Annotated in this window: 23 protein-coding genes; 20 read left to right on the top strand and 3 right to left on the bottom strand. The window is 70.4% G+C overall.

Going from position 1 to position 21,357, the window contains the following annotated elements:
• The first annotated feature begins 114 nt into the window (after positions 1-114).
• From ACQPXM_RS28005 to rpmB, 4 genes are all read left to right on the top strand, one after another.
• The gene (locus ACQPXM_RS28005) at positions 115-1,071 is read left to right on the top strand and encodes a DUF6772 family protein (protein WP_432938767.1); all 957 of its coding nucleotides are present in this window, start codon (positions 115-117) and stop codon (positions 1,069-1,071) included.
• Positions 1,072-1,079: 8 nt separating this feature from the next.
• On the top strand, positions 1,080-1,397 hold the full coding sequence (locus ACQPXM_RS28000; RefSeq protein ID WP_432938764.1) for a hypothetical protein: 318 nt from the start codon (positions 1,080-1,082) through the stop codon (positions 1,395-1,397).
• 194 nt (positions 1,398-1,591) lie between these two features.
• A complete protein-coding gene (locus tag ACQPXM_RS27995) occupies positions 1,592-2,635 on the top strand; it encodes a LacI family DNA-binding transcriptional regulator (RefSeq protein ID WP_432938762.1) in 1,044 nt (347 codons plus the stop codon).
• Between the two features lie 112 nt (positions 2,636-2,747).
• The gene (gene rpmB, locus ACQPXM_RS27990; RefSeq protein WP_077012774.1) at positions 2,748-2,969 is read left to right on the top strand and encodes a 50S ribosomal protein L28; all 222 of its coding nucleotides are present in this window, start codon (positions 2,748-2,750) and stop codon (positions 2,967-2,969) included.
• 70 nt (positions 2,970-3,039) lie between these two features.
• Here rpmB and ACQPXM_RS27985 read toward each other — a convergent pair whose 3' ends face one another.
• Both ACQPXM_RS27985 and ACQPXM_RS27980 read right to left on the bottom strand, forming a co-directional pair.
• Positions 3,040-3,525: an AAA family ATPase gene (locus ACQPXM_RS27985; protein WP_432938759.1), complete on the bottom strand. Its 486-nt coding sequence runs from the start codon at positions 3,523-3,525 to the stop codon at positions 3,040-3,042.
• Between the two features lie 51 nt (positions 3,526-3,576).
• Positions 3,577-4,581, bottom strand: a complete 1,005-nt coding sequence (locus ACQPXM_RS27980) for an SAM-dependent methyltransferase (protein ID WP_432938756.1) — start codon at positions 4,579-4,581, stop codon at positions 3,577-3,579.
• An 80-nt stretch (positions 4,582-4,661) separates the two neighbouring features.
• Here ACQPXM_RS27980 and ACQPXM_RS27975 point away from each other — a divergent pair, with 80 nt between their 5' ends.
• The 16 genes from ACQPXM_RS27975 (at position 4,662) to ACQPXM_RS27900 (ending at position 20,953) form a co-directional block, all read left to right on the top strand.
• Positions 4,662-5,801 (top strand): MFS transporter, encoded by a 1,140-nt coding sequence (locus ACQPXM_RS27975; RefSeq protein ID WP_432938753.1) that lies wholly within the window; start codon positions 4,662-4,664, stop codon positions 5,799-5,801.
• 10 nt (positions 5,802-5,811) lie between these two features.
• The gene (locus ACQPXM_RS27970; RefSeq protein WP_432938750.1) at positions 5,812-7,560 is read left to right on the top strand and encodes a DAK2 domain-containing protein; all 1,749 of its coding nucleotides are present in this window, start codon (positions 5,812-5,814) and stop codon (positions 7,558-7,560) included.
• On the top strand, positions 7,557-9,800 hold the full coding sequence (recG, locus tag ACQPXM_RS27965) for an ATP-dependent DNA helicase RecG (RefSeq protein ID WP_432938748.1): 2,244 nt from the start codon (positions 7,557-7,559) through the stop codon (positions 9,798-9,800). The genes ACQPXM_RS27970 and recG overlap by 4 nt, the downstream gene beginning before the upstream one ends.
• Positions 9,797-10,366, top strand: a complete 570-nt coding sequence (rsmD, locus tag ACQPXM_RS27960) for a 16S rRNA (guanine(966)-N(2))-methyltransferase RsmD (RefSeq protein WP_432938745.1) — start codon at positions 9,797-9,799, stop codon at positions 10,364-10,366. Before recG ends, rsmD begins: the two co-directional genes overlap by 4 nt.
• A complete protein-coding gene (gene coaD, locus ACQPXM_RS27955) occupies positions 10,359-10,829 on the top strand; it encodes a pantetheine-phosphate adenylyltransferase (RefSeq protein WP_432938743.1) in 471 nt (156 codons plus the stop codon). Before rsmD ends, coaD begins: the two co-directional genes overlap by 8 nt.
• A gap of 129 nt (positions 10,830-10,958) precedes the next feature.
• Entirely contained in the window at positions 10,959-11,480 is a 522-nt protein-coding gene (locus ACQPXM_RS27950; protein WP_237771105.1) for a YceD family protein, read from the top strand.
• Positions 11,481-11,585: 105 nt separating this feature from the next.
• Positions 11,586-11,777: a 50S ribosomal protein L32 gene (gene rpmF, locus ACQPXM_RS27945; protein WP_077012766.1), complete on the top strand. Its 192-nt coding sequence runs from the start codon at positions 11,586-11,588 to the stop codon at positions 11,775-11,777.
• A gap of 13 nt (positions 11,778-11,790) precedes the next feature.
• On the top strand, positions 11,791-12,522 hold the full coding sequence (rnc, locus tag ACQPXM_RS27940; RefSeq protein ID WP_077012765.1) for a ribonuclease III: 732 nt from the start codon (positions 11,791-11,793) through the stop codon (positions 12,520-12,522).
• 1 nt (position 12,523) lies between these two features.
• Positions 12,524-13,378: a bifunctional DNA-formamidopyrimidine glycosylase/DNA-(apurinic or apyrimidinic site) lyase gene (gene mutM / locus ACQPXM_RS27935; protein WP_432938738.1), complete on the top strand. Its 855-nt coding sequence runs from the start codon at positions 12,524-12,526 to the stop codon at positions 13,376-13,378.
• 139 nt (positions 13,379-13,517) lie between these two features.
• Positions 13,518-13,718 (top strand): hypothetical protein, encoded by a 201-nt coding sequence (locus ACQPXM_RS27930; protein WP_012922372.1) that lies wholly within the window; start codon positions 13,518-13,520, stop codon positions 13,716-13,718.
• A gap of 245 nt (positions 13,719-13,963) precedes the next feature.
• Positions 13,964-17,515 carry a chromosome segregation protein SMC gene (gene smc, locus ACQPXM_RS27925; protein ID WP_432938735.1) on the top strand — a complete coding sequence of 1,184 codons (3,552 nt, stop codon included), beginning with the start codon at positions 13,964-13,966 and terminating at the stop codon, positions 17,513-17,515.
• Positions 17,516-17,568: 53 nt separating this feature from the next.
• Complete coding sequence (locus ACQPXM_RS27920; protein ID WP_432938732.1) at positions 17,569-17,844, top strand: type II toxin-antitoxin system Phd/YefM family antitoxin; 276 nt, start codon at positions 17,569-17,571, stop codon at positions 17,842-17,844.
• On the top strand, positions 17,841-18,245 hold the full coding sequence (locus ACQPXM_RS27915) for a type II toxin-antitoxin system VapC family toxin (protein ID WP_432938730.1): 405 nt from the start codon (positions 17,841-17,843) through the stop codon (positions 18,243-18,245). The genes ACQPXM_RS27920 and ACQPXM_RS27915 overlap by 4 nt, the downstream gene beginning before the upstream one ends.
• Before the next feature lie 59 nt (positions 18,246-18,304).
• Positions 18,305-18,880 carry a TetR/AcrR family transcriptional regulator gene (locus tag ACQPXM_RS27910; RefSeq protein WP_432938727.1) on the top strand — a complete coding sequence of 192 codons (576 nt, stop codon included), beginning with the start codon at positions 18,305-18,307 and terminating at the stop codon, positions 18,878-18,880.
• A gap of 53 nt (positions 18,881-18,933) precedes the next feature.
• Positions 18,934-19,962 carry an alcohol dehydrogenase catalytic domain-containing protein gene (locus ACQPXM_RS27905; RefSeq protein ID WP_432938724.1) on the top strand — a complete coding sequence of 343 codons (1,029 nt, stop codon included), beginning with the start codon at positions 18,934-18,936 and terminating at the stop codon, positions 19,960-19,962.
• Between the two features lie 13 nt (positions 19,963-19,975).
• Entirely contained in the window at positions 19,976-20,953 is a 978-nt protein-coding gene (locus ACQPXM_RS27900; protein WP_432938721.1) for a zinc-dependent alcohol dehydrogenase family protein, read from the top strand.
• On the opposite strand, the gene ACQPXM_RS27895 is transcribed toward ACQPXM_RS27900, so the two are convergent.
• Positions 20,943-21,266: a nuclear transport factor 2 family protein gene (locus ACQPXM_RS27895; protein WP_432938719.1), complete on the bottom strand. Its 324-nt coding sequence runs from the start codon at positions 21,264-21,266 to the stop codon at positions 20,943-20,945. The genes ACQPXM_RS27900 and ACQPXM_RS27895 overlap by 11 nt on opposite strands.
• Between the last annotated feature and the right edge of the window lie 91 nt (positions 21,267-21,357).

Raw genomic sequence — 21,357 nt, 5'->3', positions numbered from 1 at the left:
TATTTGAGTGTCAAGAGACCAGCGTTCCGGAGGGTGCAACCGTCGATTGACGGCAAATTCCCGTGAACGTTAACTTCAACTCCCACTCACCCACGCCTTCCGAAGGAGGCCCGCGTGACCCTGTCCGACTCCCGGTCCGACGTCCGGTCCGCCCTGCTCGCCGCCGACCCGCGGCTGTCCAAGTTCTCGCCGCTGCCCCGGATCCTGGCCTTCGACGACTTCGACAGCGGCACGCACGGCTGGTGCGAGCTGCTCGGCAACTACAACGGCCGGGGCGACCTGAGCACGGTCGACGCCCACATGCGCGACTTCCGGCCGCCGCAGCTGTCGGCCTGCAACTTCTTCGACATCGGCACGCACGGCGCACTGAGCGGCACGTACGCGCTCAAGCTGGCGACCCGGCCGTACAAGGGCCACACCGCGGTGGCGATCCGCCGGCTCACGATGAGCGGCCGCGGCCTGGTCCAGCTGGAGACCTACTTCGCGTTCAAGTCCGAGGCCACCCTCGGCGGCGGTGCCGAGCTGGACAGCTTCGGCGACGTCCAGTGGGACGGCAACACGCACCCGTCGGAGGCGCAGTTCGGCGCGTTCACCGTGGCCACCGACCTGTGCGGCGACGGCGGCCTGCGCTACCACACCGTCGCGCGCTACCAGAACACCGATCTGGACAACCACTTCACCCGGCGCTGGATGGCGCCGACCGTGCCCGAACCGACACCGCGCGAGCACTTCGAGGGCAAGGTGAAGCTGGAGTACGCCGCCGACTTCACCGCGCCGAACCCCGAGGACTGGCAGGCCTTCGGCGACCCGCAGGAGCTCTGCTACAACGAGGTGCCGACCAAGGTGAACTGGCACTACCTGCGCTGGCTGGTCGACACCGACGCGCGCCGCAACGTCGAGCTGCAGGTCAACGACCGGGTGATGGACATGCGCGACGTCCCGGTCCCGCCGTACGAGGAACGCTACGAGACGCTGGAGAACCTGCTGAACTTCTACTTCTCGGTGCGCACCCATTCGAACGTGCGCAACTTCCTGTTCCTCGACTCCGTGCTCATCTCGGTCGATTGGTAGGCGACGACATGCGACAGTCCATGACCGCGGTGCTCGAGCGGGACACCGAGTTCGTGAAGGATTTCGACACCGAGCCGTACGAGGTGGCCTGGGCCGGTGAGGCGCGCTGGTTCGTCCAGCACGTCGACGGCGACGGGACGGCGCGCTACGTCACGCAGGTCTCGCCGGACGGCATCACCTGGTGCGACCTGGACGGCGAGCAGCACCTGGCCGAGCCGGGCAAGCTGGTCTCGTGGCCGGTTCAGGGCTTCGGCCACTGGCTCCGGCTGCGGGCGGTGGTCGAAGGCACGGTGCGGGTGCGAATCCACCTGGCGATCAAGGCTTAGGCGGTGTCGCCCGGTCCCGCGCGTGCTGCGCGTCACTCGGCACGGCACCTCGCTGCACGGGAGACGAGGCCACGATGCTTCGCATCGAGACCTCGTCTCCCGTGCAGCGAGCCACCGCGCCGAGCACCGCTCGCGACTGCGCGGGACCGGGCGACACCGCCTAGTCTTCTCAGCCTGATGGACGGGGAGGTTCGATGACGGAGGCTCGGCGGGCGACGCTGCGCGACATCGCCGGTGCGCTCGGGCTGTCGGTCAACACGGTGTCCCGGGCGCTGGCCGACAAGGACAGCGTCAGCGCGGCGACGCGGGCCGCGGTCCGGGCCGAGGCGACCCGGATCGGCTACGTGCCGAACTCGCTGGCCCGGTCGCTCGTGCTCGGCTCGGCGATGACGCTGGGCCTGGTCATCACCAACCCGTCCAACCCGTTCTACGCCCAGCTGATCAGCAGCATCGAGCTCGGCGTCCGCGCGCAGGGCTACTCGTTGCTGCTGCTGGTCACCGACGAGAGCGCGGAGAACGAGCAGCGCGCGACCGAGGCGCTGCTGCGGTCGGCGGTCGACGGCGCGATCGTCGTACCGGTGCAGGACGAGTGGGACCACTGGCGGCGGGTGCGGGACTCCGGCATCCCGATGGTGTTCGTCAACCGCGACGTGCCCGAGCTGGACAACGACATGGTCGGGGTCGACAACGAGCGCGGCGGCTACGAGGCGACCGCGCACCTGATCGCCGGTGGCGCCCGGAACCTGCTGGTGCTGGAGGAGGACCTGCCGATCACCACCACCGCCGACCGGGTCGCGGGATTCCGGCGGGCGATGGCCGACGCCGGGCTGGAGGTGTCGGACGGCAGCGTCCGCGCCGTACCGACGAAGCGGTACGACTCGCTGGCCCTGCCGTGGCAGCCGGAGGAGGCCTACCGAGTCGCCTCGGAGGTGCTGGCCGAGGGCAACCGGCCCGACGGGATCGTCACCGGGAACGACTACTTCGCGCTGGGTCTGCTGCGGGCGCTGGCCGAGCTCGGCCTCGGCGTACCGGGTGATGTCGCGGTCACCGGGTACGGCGACCACCCGTACGCCGGCTACCTGCAGACCCCGTTGACGACGGTCCGGCTGCCGGCCGCGGAGGTGGGTACGACGGCGGTCGAGCTGCTGCTGCGCCGGATCCGTGACCGCGGTTCGGAACGACCGCGTAAGATCCTGATCAGGCCCGAGCTCGTGGTGAGAGCTTCGACGGCCCGTTGAGACCACCAGTGGCCTGGATCACGGCCCCTGGACCGAATTGGTCGCGCCTCCAGACGCTGTGTAACATGGTCTGTCGGCGTACGACCCTGAACACCCTTGACCACGGAGAATCATGTCTAAGAAGTGCGATGTTTGCGGCAAGCAGCCGACGTTCGGCAACAGTGTTGCCCGTCTGGGTAAGGGCGCGATGATCCGCCGGGTCAAGGCGCGTACGCCGCGGCGGTTCAACCCCAACATTCAGCCGTTCCTGGCGGTCATCAAGGGCACCCCGACCAAGCTGAAGGTCTGCACCTCCTGCATCAAGGCGGGCAAGGTTCAGCGCGTCGTCGGCTAGTACTCTTCCGGCTCCCCGATGAGCCGGTCTCCGTGCAGGGCCTCGTAGGCGCCCGGGATCACCCGGGCGCCTACTGCTGTTGTACGACGGCCGTGTCGTAGCCGGCCAGCTCGTCCGGGGTGGGCCGCTGGAAGAGCTTGTCCCACTCCGCCAGCTCCTGCCGGGTGACCCGGAAAGTGGCAGCCGGCAGCAGCGCGTTCCGGGCGTCCAGCCGCTGCCAGATCACCTCCAGCGGAAGATCGAGCACGATCAGCTCGGTCCGCGCGCCGAGTTCCTCGGACCGCTTGCGGAACAATTCCCGCTCCTCGCGGCTCCAGCAGCCGTAGTCGAGGATCACGTTGGTGCCCAGCGTCAGCGTCCTGGCGGCGACGCCCCACAGCAGGTCGGACTCCAGCACCCAGCGTTTGCCTTCGTGCTCGTTGGTTCCGAACAGCGAGCTCATCCATTCGTCGGGCGTCAGTCGCAGCGCTTGCCGCTCGGTTTCCAGTCGCCTGGCCAGGGTGGTCTTGCCCGAGCCGGGCAGGCCGATGAGCAGGGTCATGGTCGCCGGGGACATGGCGGCACCCTAACCGCGGCACCGGAGTGGGGGCGCGGGGATTTCCGGTGGTCAGCGGGCGCGGGCGACGACGGTGATCTCGCGGCGGTTGTGGTGCAGCTGGCGGGCGTGCAGCACGTCGTACTCCTTGCTCAGGACATCCATTCCGCGGCGGGCGGCGTCGAGGGGATTGCGGCCGCCGCCCTTGAGCGTGACGACGGCCAGGGCGCCGCGGCGCAGGTGCGGGACGGCGTCGAGCATCACCCGGGCGCTCATCACCTGGTCCATCCGCATGTCGTTGACCACCACGTCGAAGCGGAGCTGGTTGCGGCGGAAGAACTCGCCGGCCGTCGTACCGATGTGGTGGATCCGGCGGTCGCCGTCCAGCCGCGGGTCGAGGGCGCCGGGATCGACCGACCAGACCTCCTGGTCGTACTGGCGCAGGATGCGCGTCCAGCCACCCGGGCTGGCGCCGAGGTCGAGGGCCTTGCCGCCGGGCTCCAGATCGAGGTGGAAGGTGCGGATCGCTTCCTCGAGCTTGAACTCCGAGCGCGAGACCCGATCGTCGGAACGAGCCAGCCGCATCCGTCCGCCCGGCCAGTCGGTGAGGCTGTCGGCCAGGCGGTTGAGGCCGACGAGCACCGCGCGCTGGGACACGAAGCAGGAGACCACGAGGTCCTGGCCCGACCGGGTGACCTCGATCCCGCGCGCGCCGAGCGCCTCGTCGAGCAGGTGGTAGAACGTGCCGCCGGTCCCGGCGCCGTCGGTCCAGGTCTGGACGGCGAGCGCGGCCGGGTGGCGCGGCAGCTCGGCGAGCACCAGATCGGCCAGCTCGTGCGACGGTGGTACGTCGTCCGGCGGGAAGCTCGCGATCTCGACGGTCAGATGGCGGACGAAAACGATCCGCCCGTCGTCGCAGGCCGCGGCCAGGTCGCCGACCGCCGGAGCGTTGCCGGTGATCCGGCCGAGGTCGCCGCTGACCCGCTCGACCTCCACGTCGCGGCCGAACTCCTCGCGGAGCTCCCGGACGGCCAGGTCGTAGCTGTCGGGGGAGACCGAGAAGAGCAAGGCAGGCACAGCACATGGTAAGCGCCACCCGACCGCCCGCTACATTCACAGCCGTGACGGCCGGCGACAGTGGTGCAGCGAGACGCTCGATGGGCCCACTGTGGGCGGCCGGGTTCACCACCGCCTTCGGCGCGCACGCGGTGGCCGCCAACCTCGGCGGCTTCTCCGAGGACGCCGTCAGGTCCCTGCTCACGCTCGGCCTCCTGCTCGCCCTGTACGACGGCGCGGAGGTGCTGCTGAAGCCGCTGTTCGGCTGGGTCGCGGACCGGATCGGCGCCCGGCCGGTGCTGCTCGCCGGGCTGGTCGGCTTCGCGGCGGCGTCGGCGGCGTACGCGGTGGTGGACAGTCCGGGCTGGTTGTGGGTGGCGCGCCTCGGGCAGGGGGCTGCGGCCTCGGCCTTCTCGCCGGCGGCGTCGGCGCTGGTCGCGCGGCTGAACCCGGCGGCCAAGCACGGGCGGGCTTTCGGTAGCTACGGGTTCGCCAAGAGCCTTGGCTACACGCTGGGCCCACTGCTCGGTGGCGGACTGGTGTGGGCCGGTGGGCTGCGGCTGCTGTTCGCGGTGACCGCCGTGCTGGGGTTGGTGGTGGCGGTCTGGGCGCTTGTCGCAGTGCCCGTCGTACCGCCTCTGCCGCGCACTCGACAGACGGTGCTGGACCTGGCTAGGCGCATCACCGACCCGGTGTTTCTTCGGCCTACTGCTGCGCTGGCTGCGGCGACTGCGGCGTTGTCGGTGGGTGTCGGCTTCCTGCCGGTCACTGGCGCTGCTGCTGGGTTGGGACCGATCGCCACAGGCGCAGCGGTCTCGGTGCTCGCTGCGACGGCAGCCCTGGTGCAGCCGCGAGCCGGCCGGGCGCTGGACGCCGGCCAGCTCAGTACGCGGACCGGACTGACCATCGGGCTGCTCCTGGCGGCGGCCGGGCTGCTCAGCGCGACTCTGTCCGGGGTGGTCGGGGTGCTGGCCGCTGCGGTTCTGATCGGGTGCGGTACCGGCCTGATCACGCCGCTCGGTTTCGTGGCGCTGGCGTCGTCCACTCCGCAGGAGCGGCTCGGGCAGACGATGGGTGCGGCCGAGGTCGGCCGGGAGCTGGGTGACGCCGGAGGGCCGCTGCTGGTCGCCGGCGTCGCCACGGCTGCCACCCTCGGCCACGGGTACGCCGCGCTCGCCGTACTGCTGGCGCTGGGACCCGTGGCCGGTCTGGTCAGCGCATCGCTTCGGGCCAGACGTTAACCTTCCCGGCGTGGAAGAGCTGACGGTCGGGGTGCTGCGGAGCTGGGCTCGTACTGCGCTCGTCGAGCTCGGGCGGGCGCGGACGGAGATCGACGACCTGAACGTCTACCCGGTGCCGGACGGCGACACCGGGACCAACCTGTACCTGACCTGGGAGGCGGCCTGCGACGCGCTGCCGGAGGGCGAACTGACCTTCGCGGAGGCGGTCCAGGCCTTCGGGCGGGGCGCGCTGCTCGGTGCCCGGGGCAACTCCGGGGTGATCACCTCGCAACTGGTCCGCGCGTGTGGGCTACGGCTCGCGGAGAACCTGCCGCCAGTTGAAACGGCCAGTCCTGTGGCGCGGCTGGCCGACCCCCGGATGAGCGAGCCGGTCGCGTTCGCCGACGCGCTCGTGTTCGCCGCCGACGCGGCGTACGGCGCGGTGGCGCAGCCGGTCGAGGGCACCATGCTCACCGTCGCCCGGGCCGCCGCCGACGCCGCTCTCGCCGCTGCCAACGAGGGCAAGAACCTCGCGGAGGTCTGCCTGACCTCGGTGGCCGCCGCACGCCTCGCGCTGACGAAGACCACCGAACAACTCGACGTACTCCGACGCGCTGGAGTGGTGGACGCCGGGGGAGCGGGGCTGGTGGTGATCCTGGGCGCGATGGAGTCGGTCCTGTCCGGCCAGGCGCCCGGCGGCAACTGGTCCGTCCCGGCCCGCCGGCCCCCGACGCCCGGCGCCTGCGGCGACATCACCGCCCCCGACACCCCCGACACCTCCGCCCCCGGCGGCACCGCCACATCCGGCTCCGCCGGCCTCGTTTCCTCCTCCGGCGCAGCCGGAGCCGGGTGGGCCGGCAGCGACGAGTTGCCGCCCGACGGGCCGGCGTACGAGGTGATGTATCTGCTGGACGCGGACGACGCGGCGATCGGCGCGTTCCGGCGCGAGCTGACCGGGCTGGGGGACTCCGTCGTCGTGGTCGGTGGCGACGGGTTGTGGAACGTGCACGTGCACACCGACGACGTCGGCGCGGCGATCGAGCGGGGGATCGGGATCGGGCGGCCGCACCGGATCCGGGTGACGCACTTCGCGGATCTGCCGCCGCACGCGCCGGTGGCCGGGCGGGCCGTGATCGCGGTGGCGGCCGGGGACGGGCTGGCCGAGCTGTTCGGTCAGGCCGGGGCGATCGTCGTCCGCGGCGGACCTGGGCGGCGGTGCTCGACCGGTGAGCTGCTGCGGGCGATCGAGCAGTCCAACGCGCCGGAGATCGTGCTGCTGCCGAACGACAAGGACTCGATCGCGGTCGCCGAGGCCGCGGCGACGGCCGCGCGGCAGGACGGCGTACGGGTGGCGGTGATCCCGACCCGCGCACAGGTCCAGGGGCTGGCGGCGATCGCGGTGCACGACCCGGAGCGCAGCTTCGACGACGACGTCGTGCACCTGTCCGCGGCCGCCGGGCAGACCCGCCACGGCGCGGTCACGATCGCGGTCAAGGACGCCTGGACGATGGCCGGCACCTGCCGGATCGGCGACGCGCTGGGGGTCGTGGACGGCGATTTCACGCTGATCACCGAGGACCTGGTCACCGCCGCGACCGGCGTCGTGGACCGGCTGCTCGGCGGCGGTGGCGAGCTGATGACGGTGGTCAGCGGCCGCGACGCCGACCCCGCGCTGATCGACGCGGTGGTGCGGCACGTCCGCCGACACCGCAAGGATGTCGACGTGATGGTGTACGACGGTGGGCAGGAGCGGTACCCGTTGCTGATCGGGGTGGAATGAAGACAGACATCGACCGCAAGCTGCGCGACTTCGTCGGCGCCCGGACGGCGAAGACGTTCGCCGAGGTGCTCGGGATCGAGACCGTCGGCGAACTGCTGCGGCACTACCCGCGGCGTTACCTGAAGAAGGGCGAGCTGACCCCGTTCGACGAGCTCGAGGTCGGCGACCAGGCGACCGTCAACGGCCGGGTGAAGAAGGTCACCGTGCGGTCGCTGGACTCCAAGCAGGAGATCCGGCCGGACGAGGTGAACAAGTTCCGCCGGCACCGGACGATCACCAAGGTGGTCGTCACCGACGGCCGCAACGACCTGGAGCTGGCGTTCTTCAACCAGCCCTGGCTGGCCAACAAGCTCACCCCTGGCACGGCGGCGCTGTTCTGGGGCGAGGTGACCAAGTTCCGCGAGACCCTGCAGCTGAAGGGCCCGGGCACCGAGATCCTCGACGAGGAGGACCTCAGCGAGGCCGAGATCGAACGCCGGGCCAAGCCGTTCCGGCCGCTCTACCCGGCCACCGCGAAGTTGCCCACGGCCACCATCGAGCGCAGCCTGAAGATCGTCCTGGACAACCTCGAGGAGGTCGAGGACCCGATCCCCGAGCTGGTGCTGAAGAACGAGAAGCTGCTCGGGCTGCGCGACGCGCTGCAGAAGATCCACCTGCCGGAGACCGAGAAGGACATCGCCGAGGCGCAGAAGCGGTTCCGGTTCGAGGAAGCCCTGGTGATGCAGACGATCCTGGCCCAGCGCCGGGCGGTCACCGACGCGCTGAAGGCGATCCCGCGGGAGCGGACCACCGGTGGGCTGCTGGACGACTTCGACGCCCGGCTGCCGTTCAAGCTGACCGAGGGACAGGCGGAAGTCTGCGAGGAGATCTTCGCCGACCTGGCCCGGCCGCACCCGATGCACCGGCTGCTCCAGGGCGAGGTCGGCTCCGGCAAGACTGTGGTCGCGCTGCGGGCCATGCTGTCGGTAGTCGACGCCGGCGGCCAGGCCGTCCTGCTCGCCCCGACCGAGGTGCTCGCCACCCAGCATCACAAGACGTTGACCAAGATGCTCGGCGAGCTCGCCGAGCAGGGAATGCTCGGCGGCGCGGACCGAGCCACCCGGGTCGGGCTGCTGACCGGCTCGCTGAACGCGGCAGCCCGGCGTACAGCGATGCTGGACGCGGCGAGTGGAGCCGCGGGCATCGTCGTCGGCACGCACGCACTGCTGGAGGACAAGGTCCAGTTCGCGGACCTCGGCCTGGTCGTGGTCGACGAGCAGCACCGGTTCGGCGTCGAGCAGCGGGCCGCGCTGAGCACGAAGTCGGGCGACAACACCCCGCACGTGCTGGTGATGACCGCGACACCGATCCCGCGCACGGTCGCGATGACGGTGTTCGGCGACCTGTCGGTGTCGACGCTGACCGAGCTGCCGGCCGGGCGGTCGCCGATCAAGTCCTCGGTGGTCCCGGCCAAGGAGAAGCCGGCCTGGCTGGAGCGCGCCTGGGAGCGGGTCCGCGAGGAGGTCCAGAAGGGCCATCAGGCGTACGTCGTGTGCCCGCGGATCGGCGACGACGTGAAGAACGCCGCCGACGAGGAAGGCGAGTTCGCCTCCGGCGCCGAGGAGGAGGCCGACACCAAGGCCAAGCCACGGCCGGCGATCTCGGTGCTGCAGGTCGCGGAAGTGCTCGCCGAGGTGCTGCCCGATCTGCGGCAGGCGGTGCTGCACGGGCGGCTCCCGGCCGACGAGAAGGACGCGGTGATGTCGAAGTTCGCCGCGGGGGAGATCGACGTGCTGATCGCGACCACCGTGATCGAGGTCGGCGTCGACGTACCGAACGCCTCGACGATGGTGGTGATGGACGCCGACCGGTTCGGCATCTCCCAGCTGCACCAGCTGCGCGGCCGGGTCGGCCGGGGCAAGGTGCCGGGGCTGTGCCTGCTGGTCACCGACGGCTGGCCGGGTTCGAAGTCGCGGGAGCGGCTGGACGCGGTCGCCTCGACGACGGACGGCTTCGAGCTGTCCCGGATCGACCTGGAGAACCGGCGCGAGGGCGACGTGCTCGGCGTCGCGCAGTCGGGGCGGCGGACCAGTTTGAAGCTGCTGAGTGTGTTGCGTGACGAGGAGGTCATCTACGCCGCCCGGCACGTGGCCAACTCGATCGTGTCCGTCGATGCCGAACTGGCCGGCTACCCCGCCCTGAAGGCCTTTGTGGCCGACACCCTCGAGTCCGAAGCCGCCGAGTACTTGGAGAAGACGTGACCCGGATCATCGGCGGCTCGGCCGGGGGACGGCGGATCTCTGTGCCGCCCGGGAACGGGACGCGGCCGACCGCGGATCGGGTCCGGGAGGCGATGTTCGCCTCGGTGGAGACCGAGTTCGGCGGTGGCGGGCTGCTCGATCTGGCCGTGCTCGACCTGTACGCCGGGTCGGGGGCGATCGGGCTGGAGGCGTTGTCGCGGGGCGCGAGCCGGGTGGTGCTGGTCGAGCAGGACCGCAAGGCCGCCGAGGTGATCGCGGCGAACATCCGCGCGGTCGGGCTGCCGGGAGCGACGCTGCTCACCCGGCCGGTCGAGAAGGTTGCCCAGGGCGCCAATACCGGCGAGGTCTTCGACCTGGTGTTCGCCGATCCGCCGTACAAGCTCCAGACGGAGGTCCTGCAGGAGGTGCTGCTCGCGCTGGCCGAGCACGGCTGGCTGGCCGAGGACGCGGTGGTGGTGGTCGAGCGGGGCAAGCGGGAGCCGTGGGAGTGGCCGGCCGGCTTCGCCGCGTTGCGCGACCGCAAGTACGGCGAGGCGCGGCTTTGGTACGGTCACCGCCATGAGTAGAGCGGTCTTCCCAGGGACCTTCGACCCACCCACGAACGGCCACCTGGACGTGATCGCGCGGGCGTCGGCGGCGTTCACCGAGGTGATCGTCGCGGCCGGGGTGAATCCGGCCAAGCAGCGGATGTTCGACGCCGACGAGCGGGTCGCGATGCTGACCGAGATCGCCGCGCCGTACGGCAACGTGACGGTGGGCACGTTCGACGGGCTGCTGGTCGACTACTGCCGCGCGGTCGACGCGCAGGTCATCGTCAAGGGCCTGCGCTCGGGCAGCGACTACGACTACGAGCTGCGGATGGCCCAGATGAACCGGCGGCTGACCGGCGTCGACACGCTGTTCATGCCGACCGCGCCGGAACACGGCTACGTCTCGTCCAGCCTGGTCAAGGAGATCGCCAAGCTCGGCGGCCCGGTGGACGGCTTCCTGCCGCCGGCCGTGCACGCCCGGCTGGCCGCGAAACTCTAGAACCACCCCGGATTGGGCTGTGACGGATGGACTTGGTAATGTTGTCCATCGGTCTCGACGAGACCGAGATTTTGCCTGCCCACGCCTGAAAGGGATGTTCTGAGCGCCTTGGACCCGCGGTCCCCACTCGTGATCGACACCCACGAGCTGTCACGCCGCGCCGGGTCCCAGCGCGAAGTCTCCTTCACGGCACCGGCACCGGCCGATCTCGGGATCGACGTGATCGGCGTCCCCGAAGGTGATCCGATCCAGTTCGACCTGCGACTGGAAGCGGTTGTCGAAGGGGTGCTCGTGACCGGTTCGGCCCAGGGCCGGCTGGTCGGGGAGTGTGCGCGGTGCCTGACCGAGATCGAGGACGAGTTCCTCGCCGACGTCCAGGAGCTGTACGTCTACCCCGAGAGCGACGCCGAGCCCGATGAGGCCAGCCGGATGGAGGGCGATCTGATCGACCTCGAGCCGGCGCTGAGGGACCAGGTGGTGCTCGCACTGCCGTTCACGCCCTTGTGTTCGGACGACTGTGCCGGCCTGTGCCCCGAGTGTGGGGTCCGGCTGGACGACGAGCCGGATCACAAGCACGAGGACGCGGTCGATCCCCGCTGGTCCGCGCTCGGCGGCCTGCTCGCGCAGGACGAACGACCGCAGGACAAGTAACCTCGTACCTCTCGTACTCCGGTACGGGCGCAGCACAACTACAGAGCAACCGCACACCAAGCCGGCCGGGTCTCGTGCCTCCGGCCGAACCGAGGAGTCATAACCGTGGCCGTTCCGAAGCGGAAGATGTCGCGCAGCAACACCCGCAGCCGCCGGGCCCAGTGGAAGACCACTGCCCCGTCGCTCGTCACCTGCGTGAACCCCGCCTGCCGCGCGAAGCACCTGCAGCACACCGTTTGCCCGACCTGCGGCCAGTACGGCGCGAAGGGCGAGCGTCGCCAGGTCGTCGAGAGCTAAACGGCACCAGTCAGTGAATTCGGTCAACGAGACGGGGCTCTACGCCGAGCTGAACCAGCGGCTCGGCGTATCGCTGGCTGACGAACTACTGGAGCACGCCTTCACCCACCGTTCGTACGCCTACGAGAACGGTGGGTTGCCGACGAACGAGCGGCTGGAGTTCCTCGGGGACTCGGTGCTCGGGGTCATCGTCACGGAGTCGCTGTTCCGCAACCACCCGGACCTGTCCGAGGGCCGGCTGGCCAAGCTGCGGGCCGCGGTGGTCAACATGCGCGCGCTCGCCGGGGTCGCCCGCGACCTCAAGCTCGGCAAGTACCTGCGCCTGGGGCGTGGCGAGGAGGCCACCGGCGGCCGGGACAAGTCGTCGATCCTGGCCGACTGCGTCGAGGCGCTGATCGGTGCCGTCTACCTGGACCGTGGGTTCGAGGTGGCCGGCGCGGTCGTGCACACGCTGTTCGACGAGCTGATGGAGTCGTCGGCACGGCTCGGCGCGGGCCTGGACTGGAAGACGTCGCTGCAGGAGCTGGTCGCCCAGCTCGGCGTCGGCGTCCCGGAGTACGTGATCGCCGAGTCCGGTCCCGACCACGCCAAGACCTTCGAGGCACGGGTCCGGATCGGCGCCGACACCTACGGGCACGGCATCGGCCGGAGCAAGAAGGAAGCCGAGCAGCAGGCCGCCGAGACGGCCTGGAAGGCCTTGCGCGCGGCGCATCCGGACAGCATCGACCCATCGCAACAGCCCTGAGGTGCCTGAACTTCCAGAGGTAGAGGTCGTCCGCCGCGGACTCGCGGATTTCACCACCGGGCGGACGATCGACGCCGTCGAGGTGCTGCACCCGCGGCCGGTCCGGCGGCACCTGGCCGGCGCGGACGACTTCGTCGCCAAGCTCAAGGGCCAGACCTTCGGTACGCCGGCCCGGCGCGGCAAGTACCTGTGGCTTCCGCTGACCTCGGGCGACGCCGTCCTGGCGCATCTCGGGATGAGCGGCCAGTTCCGCGTCCAGCCGGTCGGGACCCCGGATGAGAAGCACCTGCGGATCCGGTTCCGGTTCGCCGACGACGGCGGAGAGGTCCGGTTTCTGGACCAGCGGATGTTCGGCGGCCTGTCGTACGCCGAGGGCGGCGCCGAGCTGCCCGCGGAGATCGCGCACATCGCCCGCGACCCGTTCGACCCGCTGTTCGACCTGGACGCGTTCGTGGCCGGGATCCGGCGTCGCAAGACCGGCCTGAAGCGCGCGCTGCTCGACCAGACGCTGGTCTCCGGGATCGGCAACATCTACGCTGACGAAGCCTTGTGGCGCGCCAAACTGCACTACGCCAAGGCCACCGAAACGCTGAAACCCCAACAGGCCAAGGAGATTCTCGGTCACGCCCGGGCCGTGATGGCCGAGGCGCTGGACGTCGGCGGGACCAGCTTCGACGCCCTGTACGTCAACGTGAACGGGGAATCGGGCTACTTCGAGCGTGGTCTGGCGGTCTACGGCCAGGAGGGTTCGCCGTGCCCCCGCGACGGCCGCCCGATCCGTCGCGAGCCGTTCATGAACCGTTCCTCGTTCCGCTGCCCGAAGTGCCAGCCGGCGCCGCGACACGCCCGGTGGTGAGCGTGATTTCGTTAATAACGGGGGCCCAGGTTGACCCTTGGCGTAGTGGGTGTCACCCTGAAAGACGGCACATCTTGTGAGAAGCGCTCCTCGGACCGGGGGCGCTACCGGCCGAAAAACCCTTCCGGAGGACAGCACAATGGCCAAGGCTCTTTTAGGGCATCTTGGAGGAACTGACCCGCGTCTGCTCGAGCAGGTTCGCCTGCTCAACCGGCGCGTCGCGGACCTGGAGGCGCACGTGATGCGGCTGCAGGCGGAGAACGACCACCTGGTCGCAGCCGTTCACGACGGTCGGCTGCTCACCGTGGACGAGGCGCTGAACACGCCGGCCACGGTCTGACCAGCGCGACAACTGGGCAGTCCAGCTGACCCGGGGCCGTCGGCCCCGGGAAGCATTGCACCGTCCGCACCACCAACGGCGGCGGCCCCGTGCGGGCCTCCGCCGGTTTCATGTCCGCGCGACGTAGACTCAGGAGCGGAACACCTTCCCCCGGGTAGCGGCAGCGTCACCGGCAGTTACGACGGTTCCAACGGATACCGTCTGTCCTTTCACGGGTTGGGAGCAAGGCTTTGTACCTGAAGAGCATGACGCTCCGGGGTTTCAAGTCGTTCGCCTCGGCGACGACGATGAACTTCGAACCAGGGATCACCTGCATCGTCGGCCCGAACGGCTCCGGCAAGTCCAACGTCGTCGACGCGCTCGCGTGGGTGATGGGCGAGCAGGGCGCGAAGTCGCTGCGCGGCGGCAAGATGGAGGACGTCATCTTCGCCGGCACCTCCGGCCGCAGCCCGCTGGGCCGCGCCGAGGTGGTGCTCACCATCGACAACACCGACGGCGCGCTGCCGATCGAGTTCGCCGAGGTGACGATCTCCCGGACGATGTTCCGCAACGGCGGCTCCGACTACCAGATCAACGGCCAGAACTGCCGGCTGCTCGACGTCCAGGAACTGCTCAGCGACTCCGGGATCGGCCGCGAGATGCACGTCATCGTCGGCCAGGGCCAGCTCGACTCGATCCTGCGCGCCACGCCCGAGGGCCGGCGCGGTTTCGTCGAGGAAGCGGCCGGCGTACTGAAGCACCGCAAGCGCAAGGAGAAGGCGCTGCGCAAGCTGGAGTCGACCGAGGGCAACGTGCACCGCCTGGGCGACCTGATCACCGAGATCCGCCGCCAGCTCAAGCCGCTCGGGCGCCAGGCGGAGGTGGCGCGCCGGGCCGTCACGATCCAGGCCGAGGTGCGCGACGGCCGGTCCCGGTTGCTCGCCGACGACATCGTCCAGGCCCAGTCCGCACTCGAGGCCGAGCTCAAGGACGAGGCCGCGATGACCCAGCGCCGGGCCGAGATCGAGGCCCAGCTGCGCGAGGCGCGCGAGCTGGAGGCCGAACTCGAGGAGGCGCTGCGCGAGGACGCACCGGCCCTGCAGGCCGCCCAGGACACCTGGTACCAGCTGTCCCAGTTCAGCGAGCGGATCAAGGGCACCGCGCGGATCGCCGCGGACCGGATCCGGTCGCTCAACGACGAGGCCGAGGAGCCGCGGGCCGGTCGCGACCCCGAGGAGCTCGAGCTCGAGGCGGCCCGGGTCCGCGAGACCGAGGCGCAGATCGAGGCCGAGGTCGAGGCGCACTCCGAGCTGCTCGCCGAGGCGATCGAGCGCCGCCAGCAGTTGGAGGCCGAGCACGCCGAGGAGGAGCGCCGGATCGCGGCGCTGATCCGGGCGTCCGCTGACCGTCGCGAGGGGCTGGCCCGGCTGACCGGCCAGGTGAACGCGCTGAAGAGCCGCGCGGCCGCCGCCGAGTCCGAGATCGGCCGGCTCGCGGCCAACCAGCGCGAGGCCGAGCAGCGCGCCGCGAAGGCGCAGCACGACTTCACCGCGCTGGAGACCCAGGTGGCCGGCCTCGACGCCGGTGAGAAGGGCCTGGACGACCAGTACGAGGCGGCTCAGAGCGTCCTCGACGAGATGGACGAGCGGCTCACCAAGCTGCGGGCCGAGGAGCGCGACGCCGAGCGCGAGCGGACCGGTCTGGCCGCCCGCAAGGAGGCGCTGGAGCTCGGCCTGAACCGCAAGGACGGCGCCGGCGCGCTGCTGGCCGCGTCCGAGCAGGTGACCGGGCTGATGGGGTCGGTGGCCGCGCTGCTGAGCGTCCGCGCCGGCTACGAGACCGCGATCGCGGCCGCCCTGGGCGAAGCCGCCGACGCGGTGGCCGTGACCCACACCGCCGCCGCGGTCGACGCGGTCGGGCACCTGAAGGAGCACGACCTCGGCCGCGCCGGGATGCTGCTGGGCGACGCCCCGGCCGGTGACTACGAGTCGTGGCCGCAGCTGCCGTCCGGCGCGACGTACGCCGTCGAGGTGGTGGACTGCCCGGAGCAGCTGCGTCCGGCGCTGCACCGGATCCTGCGCAAGGTCGCGGTGGTGGACGACGTCGCCGCCGCGCGGTCCCTGGTCCAGCACCTGCCCGACGTGACCGCGACGACGCGGGCCGGTGACGTGCTCGGCGCGCACTTCGCGTACGGCGGCTCCGACGCGGCACCGAGCCTGATCGAGGTCCAGTCGGCCGTCGACGAAGCGGCGGAGAAGCTGGTCGAGGCGACTGCCCGCAGTGAGCGGCTCCGGTTCGAGCTGGCGGCGCTGGAGCAGGAGCGGGCCCAGCAGAAGGAGCACGTCGAGATCACCCTGGCCCGGCTGCACGAGTCGGACGCGGCGATGGCGGCCGTGGCCGAGCAGCTGGCCCAGTTCGGGTCGCTGGCGAAGGCGTCCCGGGGCGAGGCGCAGCGGATGGCCGAGGCGATCGCGGCCGCCGAGGAGGAGCGCGACCGGAACCTGTCCGGTCTCGCCGAACTCGAGCAGCGGCTCAACGACGCCGAGATGTACGACGACGACGGTGGCGACGAGCCGGACCCGACCGAGCGCGACCGGCTGGCCGAGGCGGCCAAGGCCGGCCGGGCGGCCGAGATGGAGGCGCGGCTGGCGCTGCGGACCACCGAGGAGCGGGCCCGCGCGCTGTCCGGCCGGGCCGACTCGCTGGAGCGCGCGGCCCGGCAGGAGCGCGAGGCGCGGGCCCGGGCGGCTGCGCGGGCGACCCGTCGGGCCCGACAGTCCGAGGCGGCCCAGGCGGTTCACCTCGCGGCCGGGCACGTGCTGGCCCGCCTGGAGCACTCGCTGCAGCTGGCCGCCACCGAGCGGTCCGCCATCCAGGCGCAGCGCGCGGACCGCGAGCAGGCGCTGGCCCAGGCCAGGTCCGCCACCCGCAACTTGAGCTCCGACCTCGAGCAGCTGACCAACACCGTGCACCGGGACGCGCTGGCCCGCGCCCAGCAGAAGATGAAGCTGGAGCAGCTGTACGAGAAGGCGCTCAGCGAGCTGGGCACGGAGGTCGAGCCGCTGATCGCGGAGTACGGGCCGGACCAGCTGGTCCCGCCGCTGCCGCCGAAGGACGGCTCCGAGCCCGACCCGGATCAGGAGGGCGAGCCGTTCGACCGGGCCAAGGTCGAGAAGCGGCTCAAGCAGGCCGAGCGCGCGCTCAACCAGCTCGGCCGGATCAACCCGCTCGCGCTCGAGGAGTTCGAGGCGATGGAGGAGCGGCACCGGTTCCTGTCCGAGCAGCTGGACGACCTGAAGAAGTCCCGCCGCGACCTGATGGACATCGTCAAGGAGGTCGACGACCGGGTCGAGCAGGTCTTCACCGAGGCCTACCGCGACGTCGAGGTCGCCTTCGAGCACGTCTTCAGCCGGCTGTTCCCCGGCGGTGAGGGCCGACTGGTGCTGACCGATCCCAGCGACATGCTGAGCACCGGGATCGACGTCGAGGCGCGGCCGCCGGGCAAGAAAGTCAAGCGACTGTCGCTGCTGTCCGGTGGCGAGCGCTCGCTGGTCGCGGTCGCCTTCCTGGTCGCGCTGTTCAAGGCCCGCCCGTCGCCGTTCTACATCCTCGACGAGGTCGAGGCGGCGCTCGACGACACCAACCTCGGCCGCCTGCTGGAGATCTACGAGGAGCTGCGCGAGAACAGCCAGCTCCTGGTGATCACCCACCAGAAGCGCACGATGGAGGTCGCCGACGCCCTGTACGGCGTCACGATGCGCGGCGACGGCGTCTCGGCCGTCATCTCCCAACGCATCCGCGAGCCCGAACCGGCGTAGGTTGGTCCGGCCTGACTGTAGCGAGGCGTGTCTCATCGCGCTACGCTGGGGACATGAAGGTCATCACGCAGCGCGAGTTCCGCAATCAGTCCGCCGCGGTGATGGATGCGGTCGAGGCTGGTGAGACCTACCACATCACCCGGAACGGTACGGAAGTCGCCGAACTGCGCCCATTGTCCAAGCGGCGTCAGCCGACCACCGAGGAATTGATGTTCCAGGCTCGCCTCCTGCCTCGGATCGACGCCGCGGCGATGCGGCAGGAAGCGGACGAATTCTTCGGTACCGAAGATCGGATCGAGCACGATGACGATCCGTTCGAGCGCGCATGACCGAGCGGCCACTGGTAGGCGTTCTTGACACCTGCACCTATATCGACCTGCTGGATCTGGAGAGCGCGGAGCTTCCGGAGCGCTTGGAGCTGACTGCCGTTTCGCTCGCAGAACTGCATCAGGGCGTCGGGATGGCCAAGGATCCGTTCACTCGTGCTGCTCGGGCCGAGGTGCTGAGCTCCGCGGTGAGAATGTTCGATCCGCTGCCTTTTGACGGCAATGCCGTCACGCGGTACGGGAGCTTGATTGCGCTGACAGTGGCGGCGGGCCGAGATCCGCGGCCGCGGCGAATGGATCTGATGATTGCCGCGATCGCGTCCGCCCAGGGGCTGCCGTTGTATACGCGGAACCCGGCCGACTTCAAGGGTCTCGACCAACTGCTGACCGTCCACGCGGTCTGAGGATGTGCGGGGGGAAGTGGTTCCTTGATTTCTTTGAGACGACCGGTCATATTTGAGGTATGGCGCGACGGAGCATGCGTGAGGAGATCGTCGACGCGGCGTTGGCCCAGTTCCACGAGAAGGGGTTCAACGCGGCGGCGGTCAAGGACATCACCGATCGGGCGGGGGTGCCGAAAGGCTCGTTCTACAACCACTTCCCGAGCAAGGAGGCGCTCGCGATCGTCGCGCTGGAGCGGTACGGCGAGCAGCGCCGGCTGACCGACCTGGCCGATCCCGGGGTGCCGCCGGTGGAGCGGATCCGCAAGCACTTCGAGTTCCTGCGCGACGACGTGGTCGAGCATGGCATCACCCGCGGCTGCCTGCTGGGCAACTTCGGGACCGAGATCGTCGACCACAGTGACCCGATCCGGACCGCCGTGCACGAGGGCCTGGTCTATTGGAGCGGGCTGCTGGCCGGAGCGATCGACGAGGGCCAGAAGGCCGGTGAGATCCGGAGCGACCTGCCGGCCGACCAGGCCGCGCGTTACCTGCTGAGCGCCTGGGAAGGCACGCTGATCCAGGCCCGGGCCGACAAGTCCCAGGCCGCCTTCGAGGTCTTCTTCGCGCTGACCTTCGACAGCTTGCTCAAACCCTGAGTCTCACTTAAAGCCCCTCCAGCACGGAGGGGCTTCCTTTTGACAGGAGTAAGATGACCGACCGTCTTAGAACCTATCGCGCCGTCGAGGCGCTCGACGGCGTGTTCACCCTGGTCGACAAACCGCTCACCGAGCCCGGCGCCGGCCAGGTCCGGATCGCTGTCGAGGCGTGCGGGATCTGCCACAGTGACGAGGCCGGTGTGCACAACCTGATGGGTGTCTTGCCGCCGGGGACGCCGATCGTGCCGGGCCACGAGGTGGTCGGCCGGGTGGACGCCCTGGGCGAAGGTGTCACCGGGTGGCAGGTCGGCGACCGGGTCGGCGTCGGCTTCCACGCCGGCCCGTGCGGGGTCTGCGCGAACTGCCGGCGCGGCGACTTCGTCTTCTGCACCGACCAACCGATCGCCGGCGTCAGCATCGACGGCGGGTACGCCGAGTACCTGACCACCCGGGCGAGTGGGCTGGTCGCCGTACCGGACGGCATCTCCGCGGTTGAAGCCGCGCCGCTGCTGTGCGCGGGCATCACCGTGTTCAACGGACTGCGCAAGGGGGATGCCCGGCCGGGCGACCTGGTCGCGGTGCAGGGAATCGGCGGTCTCGGCCACCTGGCCATCCAGTACGCCGCCAAGCTCGGCCTGCGGGTGGTCGCGATCGCCCGCGGCGAGTCGAAGCGTGAGCTGGCGCTGAAGCTCGGTGCGGACGAGTACATCGACAGTACGGCGGTCGACCCGGCCGAGACGCTGCAGAAGCTCGGTGGCGCCCGAGTGGTCGTGACGACCGGCACCAGCGGCGCGGCGGTCAGCAATCTGCTCGGCGGGCTGGCGCTGCACGGCCGCCTGATCGTGCTGGGAGTCACCAGCGACCCGGTCGAAATCGGGATGGCGGCGATCTTCTCGGACCTGACCGTTCAGGGATCGCTGACCGGCACCCCGAGCGAGAACGAGGAGAGCCTCGCCTTCAGCCTCGCGCACGACGTCCGGCCGTTGGTCGAGACGGCGCCGCTCGAGCAGGCCGCCGCGGCGTACGAGCGGATGCTGTCCGGCGACGCGCGGTTCCGCATGGTCCTCACCACCAACCGATGAAGGGGATTCCGTCATGAGCCAGTTGATTCTGCAGGCGATCGGCGCCATCGAAGCGAACGTGGAGCTGGTCGAGTCACCGGACCTGCAGGTGGGGGCCGGCGAGGCGCTGGTCCGCATCGAGGCGGCCGCGATCAACCCGGTCGACTTCATGCTCGCGGCCGGTACGTACGGCTACCAGGCGCAGGTCCCGTTCGCGCTCGGCACCGAGGGAGTCGGTCGCGTCGTTCGGACCGATGACTCGGAGCTGCTCGGCCGGCGGGTACTGATCCTGCCGAACTACCAGCAGGGCACCTGGGCCGACGAGGTGGTGGTCAAGACGTCGAACCTGATCGCGCTGCCCGACGAGGGCGACCCGCTCCAGCTGGCGATGCTCGGCGTCAATCCGCTGACAGCGCACCTGCTGCTGAAAGAGTTCGTCGACCTCCGGCCGGGTGACTGGATCGGCCAGAACCTCGGCAACTCCGCCGTGGGCCAGTACGTGATCGGTCTGGCCGCCAAGCACCTCGGCCTGAAGACGGTCAGCGTCGTACGGCGGGAGGAGGCGGCCGCCAAGCTCCGCGAGCTCGGCGCCGACCTGGTGGTCGTCGACGGTGACGACCTGGCCGGCCGGATCAAGCAGGCGCTCGACGGCGCCGAGCTGACGCTGGCCCTGGACGGCACCGGCGACGAGACGATCGGAGCGCTCGCGCAAGCCGTCGAGTACGGCGGCACGGTGGTCAGCTACTCCAGCGTCACCGGTCAGCCGCCGGTCGTTGGGCTGGGCGACCACATCTACCGGCAGCTGACCCTGCGCGGCCTGTGGATCGTCAACTGGCTGACCCACGCTTCGCGGGCCGAGCAGGAGAAGACCTACACCGAGCTGGCCGGGCTGATCACCTCCGGCGTGCTCGGCCTGGACGTGGCCGCGACGTACCCGCTGGCCGACTACCGGAAGGCGTTGGACCACGCCCAGCAGGCCGGGCGGTCGGGCAAGGTGCTGTTCAGGCCGTAATGGTCATCGAGGCAACCTGGTCGCCCTCGACGTCGAAGGTGAAGTGGGACGGGCCGTTGAAGCCGTCGCCGCCGACCTGGGTGCGCAGGGTGATCGGGTTGCCCGGCGTGGCGACCGTCGTAGCGGTGAAGGTGACGTTCTTGCCGATGAACTCCGCGTCGCTCCAGGCGCGGATCCGGTCCGGGCCCTGGAACTTGCGGCCCCAGTCGTCGACGTAGCCGTCGGGCGCGAAGGCCGCGACGAAGGCGTCGGCGTCGAGCTGGTCGATGGCGTCCAGGACGCGCTGGACGGCGGTCGGGAGATCGTTGCTCATTACGTGACGATAACCCCGTCGTACCGGCTGAACCGGCCCCGGGATGTGTCCGTGTGGAAGGTGTCGAACCCCGACACCTTCCCGAGGAGCC

Origin of the sequence: Kribbella sp. CA-253562 (assembly GCF_050942265.1) — a bacterium.
Lineage (GTDB): Bacteria > Actinomycetota > Actinomycetes > Propionibacteriales > Kribbellaceae > Kribbella.
Note: the sequence above shows the minus strand (reverse complement) of the source record. Positions and strands in the feature narration are given on the sequence as shown.

Excerpts from the sequence above, each read along its gene's own strand:
- ACQPXM_RS28000 (WP_432938764.1), top strand. The coding sequence starts at position 1,080 with ATGCGACAGTCCATGACCGCGGTGCTCGAGCGGGACACCGAGTTCGTG.
- ACQPXM_RS27995 (WP_432938762.1), top strand. The coding sequence starts at position 1,592 with ATGACGGAGGCTCGGCGGGCGACGCTGCGCGACATCGCCGGTGCGCTC.
- rpmB (WP_077012774.1), top strand. The coding sequence starts at position 2,748 with ATGTCTAAGAAGTGCGATGTTTGCGGCAAGCAGCCGACGTTCGGCAAC.
- ACQPXM_RS27985 (WP_432938759.1), bottom strand. The coding sequence starts at position 3,525 with ATGTCCCCGGCGACCATGACCCTGCTCATCGGCCTGCCCGGCTCGGGC.
- ACQPXM_RS27975 (WP_432938753.1), top strand. The coding sequence starts at position 4,662 with ATGGGCCCACTGTGGGCGGCCGGGTTCACCACCGCCTTCGGCGCGCAC.
- recG (WP_432938748.1), top strand. The coding sequence starts at position 7,557 with ATGAAGACAGACATCGACCGCAAGCTGCGCGACTTCGTCGGCGCCCGG.
- coaD (WP_432938743.1), top strand. The coding sequence starts at position 10,359 with ATGAGTAGAGCGGTCTTCCCAGGGACCTTCGACCCACCCACGAACGGC.
- ACQPXM_RS27930 (WP_012922372.1), top strand. The coding sequence starts at position 13,518 with ATGGCCAAGGCTCTTTTAGGGCATCTTGGAGGAACTGACCCGCGTCTG.
- smc (WP_432938735.1), top strand. The coding sequence starts at position 13,964 with ATGACGCTCCGGGGTTTCAAGTCGTTCGCCTCGGCGACGACGATGAAC.
- ACQPXM_RS27920 (WP_432938732.1), top strand. The coding sequence starts at position 17,569 with ATGAAGGTCATCACGCAGCGCGAGTTCCGCAATCAGTCCGCCGCGGTG.
- ACQPXM_RS27915 (WP_432938730.1), top strand. The coding sequence starts at position 17,841 with ATGACCGAGCGGCCACTGGTAGGCGTTCTTGACACCTGCACCTATATC.
- ACQPXM_RS27910 (WP_432938727.1), top strand. The coding sequence starts at position 18,305 with ATGGCGCGACGGAGCATGCGTGAGGAGATCGTCGACGCGGCGTTGGCC.
- ACQPXM_RS27905 (WP_432938724.1), top strand. The coding sequence starts at position 18,934 with ATGACCGACCGTCTTAGAACCTATCGCGCCGTCGAGGCGCTCGACGGC.
- ACQPXM_RS27900 (WP_432938721.1), top strand. The coding sequence starts at position 19,976 with ATGAGCCAGTTGATTCTGCAGGCGATCGGCGCCATCGAAGCGAACGTG.
- ACQPXM_RS27895 (WP_432938719.1), bottom strand. The coding sequence starts at position 21,266 with ATGAGCAACGATCTCCCGACCGCCGTCCAGCGCGTCCTGGACGCCATC.